Raw genomic sequence first — 5861 nt, 5'->3', positions numbered from 1 at the left:
ATGAGTTTATGGCGCGCAAAAATATAGAAAGATATTTCCCCGCCACGCTTCTTTTTATCGACGGCAACCATGAAAATTTCGATATGTTGGACGAGCTGCCGCGCGAGCGGAAATTTGGCGGCACCGTGAGCGTGGGCGGCGAAAACATATTTTGGTTGCGACGCGGCGAAATTTACGAGATCGCGGGGCGGCGCTTTTTATGCTTCGGCGGCGCGCTTAGCGTCGATAAGGCGCATCGGATACCGGGGCTTAGCTGGTGGGCGCGCGAGATTCCAAGCGAGGAGGAGTTTGCTTGCGCGATGCGAAATGCGCGCGATTTCATCGCTGCGGGCGGACGGATTGATGCGGTGCTGAGCCACACGGCGCCGTGGTTTGCGATGAAATTTTTAAAAGAATACCTTTGGTGCGGCAAAAGTACCCCCGATAAAACGTCTGAGTATTTAGAGAGGATTTTCGAGCTCGTAAGGCCTAAGCGGTGGTATTTCGGGCACTTTCACGGCGATAAAAAATTCCATGCGCGAGACTGCGATTTTTATCTCTGCTACGATGAAATTTTAAAATTTGAAGACTAGCCTTAAGCCTGCGGCAGCGAAATTCCAAGCTTTGCAAACGGCGAAATTCGCTCGTAAATTTTAAATGCTGCGGCGTGCGAAATTGAGCCTTTATATTAAAATTTAAGCTAGTTTGGCTACAATGTGGCACTTTTTTAGAAAGGAATAAAGATGAAGGTTGTAATTACTTATTGTAATTCTTGATCTTATAGACCGCAAGCTCTCCGTGTGAGAGATGAAATAACAAGCGTCTATAAGGATGCAGTTGTCGAGTTGGCCACTGGTGGCAGCGGAGACTTTCTAGTAGAAGTTGACGGCAGAAAGCTTTTCTTTAATAAAGATTTTGCTAAGCCTCGTTTCCCAAGTGAAGGTGAAATTTTAAATCTAATTAAAGTTGCAGCCTAGCTCAAAGCCCGAAAGCAGGTCGCAAGATTTGCTTTCGGGCGTTTTTTATGCTCAAATTTCATATCCGTAAATTTAATCGTAAAGCTATTTTAAATTTTGCAAAAATCAGCGTTGCGTAAAGCTATACTAAATTATCCCACATTTTGGCAAATTTGAAAAGCTATTTTAATCAAAATTTATGCGAAGATCGCGGTTTAAATTTATCGCTCGGAGTTTATAAATTTCAAAAGAAAGAGGAATTTTTGCGAAATCAAAATTTCGCAAAAACAGGGGGAGATTATTTATTTGCGCGCTCGATATACTCGCCGCGGACGGTGTCAACGCGGATGACCTCGCCTTCTAGCACGTGAAATGGGATCTGTACCACGGCGCCGGTCTCAAGCGTGGCAGGCTTTTTGTTGCTGCCCTGCGTATCGCCGCGGAAATTCGGCGCAGTTTCTACGATCTTAAGCTCCACCACCTGCGGCACATCCACGCCGATCGCTTTGCCGTTGTAAAACATTATATTTACCATCATGCCATCTAGCATCCATTTTTTCGCCTCGCCCACATCCTCGTCGCTGATCGCGATCTGTTCGTAGCTATCGGTATCCATAAACTGACACGCCTCGCCGTCATCGTAGAGGTACTGCATCTCTTTTTCCTCAAGATTCGGCGCCTCGCATTTATCGCCCGCATGGAAGGTCTTTTCAAGCACCTTGCCATCGATGAAAGATTTTATTTTAACGCGCACGAAAGCTGGCCCTTTGCCCGGTTTTACGTGTTGGTATTCTATGATTTTAAACGGAATTCCGTCCACCTCGATTTTTAGACCTTTTTTTAGATCGCCCATTGAATAAGCCATAAATTTCTCCTTAAATTGATAGGGCGCGATTATAACAAATTTTATTTTAAATTGATATAATTGGCGAAATTTTAAGGGGAGGGAAGCTATGAAAAAACTCATCTACGTTTTGGTTGCGTGTGCGGCTTTTGCGCTTGGCGCGAATGCGAACGAAGCGGAGTTTGTGAAAAACCTAAAGCAAAGTCTAAATGATAAAAACGCTCAGCTCATCTCGATCGATAAGCTAAACTCGCTAAACGGGCTAAATTTGCTGATCGTCCGCTCGGGCGATAAAAAAGAGGCGTTTTTAGCTAGCGACGACGGCAAAAGCCTAGTGGCAGTGACGGAGGAGCCTAAGCTTGCGGACGCGGCGGACGCGGCGCTATTTAAGATGAGAACTCAAATTTTAAAGGACGCCAGGGATGCCGCCGCGCTTGAGCTGCTAAAGAGCATAGATCCTGCGAGATTTGCCTATATCGAGTCATTTGATAAAAATAACCCTTATATGACCTACATCGTGGGCGATCCGGAGTGCCCGTATTGCGCCGAGGAGATGAAGAGGATCACGAAGCATCTTCGTAACAGCAATGTAAAATTGATCTTTGCGCCGGTGCACGGCAAAAGCGCGTTTATCAAATCGGCGCTGATTTTAAAGCATCTAAAAGCCCTCTCGCCGAGCGATCAAAAGGGCGCGATCGACGTGATCGAGAAATACTACGACAAGGACGTGCAGGTAAGCGATGCGGACGTCTCAAAAGCCGAGCTTGATGCCGTGTATGCGGACACCAAGACGCTCTTTTCCAAAGGTGTGATCAAATCGGTGCCATACGTGATCAAGGTGAAAAAATAGTCTAAATTTGAGGAATTTAGGGCGCGGAGTTTGTGCGCGGACAGCGCGAGTTTGCTTGCATATAGCGAGTGTTTGCTTATCAATAGTCGCGGGAAATTCGCAAGTGGCTGATTTGTGCGTGGGCGATGTAGCCGTCTAAACCTGTGCTAAAATTTAGTGATAGAATTTTAAAAACTCGCATTTGGCGCTTGGCGAATTTTCTGCTTGCAGATTGTGTTTAAAATTTGCTGTCATAGTGCGCCTCCGATAGTGCGCTGTCTGCCTATCTATAGCGCCGCCGTCCGCTCAAACACACCTTCATGCCGTCTATCGATAGCGCGTCTGTCATGCCTTGTGCTTACCCATGCTCTGCCTGTGCCGCCCGTAGATAGCGTATCCGTCGGTAGCACCCCACTCATTTCTTGCGGCATACCATACGTGCACGGCACCGCTCGCTCGCGCCATATTCTAGGCTTTTTTGGCGCGCAGCTTAAAGTAAAATTTTAAAATCCTCGAGCGAAAAGAGTAAAATTTTATCGCTTTTTAGGTTGCGCAGCTCGCCGCTAAAGCCGCTTTTGGAAAACAGCGCGAGCAGATCGGGCGCGAGGTGCGCTTTTTCGCATTTGAGTATGAGCTCGTTTAGTACGTTTTTTGAAATTTTTCGCTCCTTGTATTTGCACTCGCCCGCGACGCAAAAGCTCTCAAATTTCGCGTAGATGTCGATCTCGACCTCTTTGTTCCAAAAGCTTGAAATTTGCGAAATCTCTAAATTCAGATACTTCGCGAGCAGCTCCTTGCTTAAAATTTCAAACCCGAGCCCCGCGTAGGCGTTGAAATCCGCTTTGATGAGACTCAGCACGCGCCCTATCTCGCCGCGGCGCAGCGCGGGCAGGTTCGGTTCGATAAATCTAAACCAAAACCTCGCGAAGTTGCTGCTAAAATGGACTTTGTCGGCGATATGGTAGCGGCGCAGCGCGCGCGGTAGGCGGTCATTTTTGCGAGCTTTTTGCGCTCTTTGCTCGCTTGATTTTTCGGTGATTAGGAACTTCGCGTTTATGAGATCTGCGGTGATTTTTTGCGCCGTAAATCGCGGCAAGATTTTTGAAATTCCTATTTTTTTGCGGTCGCTTCTAGCGAATTTCATCAGCGCTTTTTTGATCTGCTCTTCGCACTCGCCGCCAAATTTAAAGCGCTCGCCGAGACGTTCAAAGCAGAGCAAAATTTCATTTTCGATCGCTTCGAAAACGTCCGCGTAGCCGCTTATACAGCCTATCTCATCAAATACGAAATGAAACTGCAAAATCGCGTCGATATCGGCATCGCCTAAATTTCGCGCAGTATCTTTTAACTCGTAAATTTCGCCCTCCTTGCGGGCGTAATTTTAGCGAGTTTGGATATAATTTGCAAAAATTTTGGAGTCGCGCTTTGGATTTTGAAACGATCAAAGAAAACATCATCTTAAAAGAGGGGGTCAAATACTTCGATTTTGCCGCCTCGGGCCTTGCGTATCGCCCTATAGAAGCAGAGATCGAGCGCGTGCTTGCAACATATGCCAACGTCCATTCCGCAGGCGGAGCCAACGCCGAGATCACGAGCGATTACTACGAAAATGCAAGGGCCAAAATCAAAGAGCTTCTAGGCTGCGAAGAGCGCTACTACCTGATCTCGTGCGGATTTGGCGCGACCGCGGCGATTAAGAAGCTTTGGGAAATTCTAGGCATCTACCTGCCGCCAGCGACGCGAGATAGGCTTGGCTTGCGGCGCGAGAGCATAAAAGAGTTGCCGCTTTTCATCATCTCGCCTTTTGAGCATCACTCCGTGGAGATCAGCCTAAGGCAGGGGCTTTGCGAGGTCGTGCGCGTGCCGCCGGATCCAAGCGGGCTGATGGATTTTGCACGGCTGGGCGAAATTTTATCCGCAAACAAAGGGCGCGAAATTTACGGCGTGCTTACCGCGGCATCGAACGTGACGGGGCTTAAGCTCGATTACAAGCGCGCTTACTTGATGCTCAAGGCGCACGGCGGGCGGCTGTTCGTGGACGCTAGCGCGCTCATCGCGCACGAAAATATAGATCTCGGCTTTTGCGACGGCATGTTTTTCGGCGCGCACAAGCTTTTGGGCGGCGTGGGCGCCAGCGGGATTTTGGCGGTGCGAAAGGAGCTTTTGCGCGGCGAGGAGCCGACGTTCGCGGGGGGCGGCACGATCAAATACGCAGACGCCCAAACGCAGCGCTTTATAATCGACAAGGAGCGCTTGGAGGAAGCAGGCACGCCGGGCATCATCGCGCTGGTGCGAGCTTGTCTTGCCCTAAAGCTTCGCAAAAGCGCGGGGCTAGAGGCGATCAAATCGCGCGAAGAGGCGATCTGCAGGCACTTCATAAGCGAAATTTCAAAAATCCCCGAGATTGAAATTTACGGCAATCTCACCGCGCCGCGCGTGCCGATCTTTGCTTTTAATATGCAAGGGCTCGGCGCGGACGCGCTAGCCGGGGTGCTCGGGCAGAAATTTGATATCCAAACCCGCGCAGGATGCGACTGTGCCGCGCCTTACGGCTTTGATCTGCTCGGCTTGCAACCCGATACCGAAATGTCGCGCAAACCCGCTTGGGTGCGGGCTAGCTTCTCGTTCATCCACGACGAAAGCGACGTGGATTTCTTGGCGGAGGCGCTAAGACAGATCGCTCAGATCCGCGATAAAATCACCTTTGTAGCGGGCAAATACCGCTGCGGCAGCGTAAATTAAGCTCACGAAATTTTGTAGCAAGAGCCGCTTTTAAATTTTACGGCGCGGAATTTTGCCACATAAAATTTTGTCGGTGGAATTTCGCAATGTAAAATTTTATGGCTTGGAATTTTAAAGCGTAGAATTTTATGCGCGGCTCGGGTAGCAGATACTCCGTACCGATTGGAACGCGAAATTCTTAGCATAAAATTTCACGGCGCGGAATTTTGAAATTTTAAATTGCGAGCTGAATTCTATCGGTAAATTTTGTGCCGAGGAGTTTTGCGCCGTGAAATTTGAGCGGTAGAATTCCGTGCCGCGTGGATAAATTTTTACACCGCCCAATTTTAAAATTCCTAAATTTCAAAATTTCGCTATTTGAACGAGCTTCGCAATTTTTGTATTTCGTAGATGTGTAAAATTCTGCGCCGTGGAATTTGTGCCGTAAAATTTGAAATTTTACAAAGCCGAATTTTACTCGGCAGACTTCCGCGGCGAGAAATTTTACTGCAGAGCCCGTGGCGGCGAAAAT

Annotated in this window: 7 protein-coding genes; 4 read left to right on the top strand and 3 right to left on the bottom strand. The window is 48.4% G+C overall.

Annotated features, from left to right (window positions below; all coding sequences use genetic code 11):
- Both Q0238_RS02000 and Q0238_RS01995 read left to right on the top strand, forming a co-directional pair.
- Nucleotides 1-572, top strand: a 572-nt coding sequence (locus Q0238_RS02000) for a metallophosphoesterase (protein ID WP_297942396.1), incomplete at its 5' end; no start/stop codon positions are given.
- 150 nt (nt 573-722) lie between these two features.
- A complete protein-coding gene (locus Q0238_RS01995; protein ID WP_297942393.1) occupies nt 723-956 on the top strand; it encodes a SelT/SelW/SelH family (seleno)protein in 234 nt (77 codons plus the stop codon).
- A 277-nt stretch (nt 957-1233) separates the two neighbouring features.
- Here the strand turns inward: Q0238_RS01995 and efp are convergent, their stop codons facing one another.
- Nucleotides 1234-1800: an elongation factor P gene (gene efp, locus Q0238_RS01990; RefSeq protein ID WP_005871146.1), complete on the bottom strand. Its 567-nt coding sequence runs from the start codon at nt 1798-1800 to the stop codon at nt 1234-1236.
- An 88-nt stretch (nt 1801-1888) separates the two neighbouring features.
- Between efp and Q0238_RS01985 the strand changes: the two genes are divergently transcribed.
- Complete coding sequence (locus tag Q0238_RS01985) at nt 1889-2629, top strand: hypothetical protein (RefSeq protein WP_297942390.1); 741 nt, start codon at nt 1889-1891, stop codon at nt 2627-2629.
- 469 nt (nt 2630-3098) lie between these two features.
- On the opposite strand, the gene Q0238_RS01980 is transcribed toward Q0238_RS01985, so the two are convergent.
- Nucleotides 3099-3908, bottom strand: a complete 810-nt coding sequence (locus Q0238_RS01980; RefSeq protein ID WP_297942388.1) for a DUF234 domain-containing protein — start codon at nt 3906-3908, stop codon at nt 3099-3101.
- Between the two features lie 101 nt (nt 3909-4009).
- Between Q0238_RS01980 and Q0238_RS01975 the strand changes: the two genes are divergently transcribed.
- On the top strand, nt 4010-5350 hold the full coding sequence (locus tag Q0238_RS01975) for an aminotransferase class V-fold PLP-dependent enzyme (protein ID WP_297942386.1): 1341 nt from the start codon (nt 4010-4012) through the stop codon (nt 5348-5350).
- A 214-nt stretch (nt 5351-5564) separates the two neighbouring features.
- Here the strand turns inward: Q0238_RS01975 and Q0238_RS01970 are convergent.
- The coding region (locus tag Q0238_RS01970; RefSeq protein WP_297942384.1) for a hypothetical protein at nt 5565-5861 on the bottom strand (297 nt) is incomplete at its 5' end.

The sequence above is a fragment of the uncultured Campylobacter sp. genome, from assembly GCF_938045775.1.
Classification (GTDB): Bacteria; Campylobacterota; Campylobacteria; order Campylobacterales; family Campylobacteraceae; genus Campylobacter_B.
This window is presented reverse-complemented; position numbering and strand designations above follow the sequence as displayed.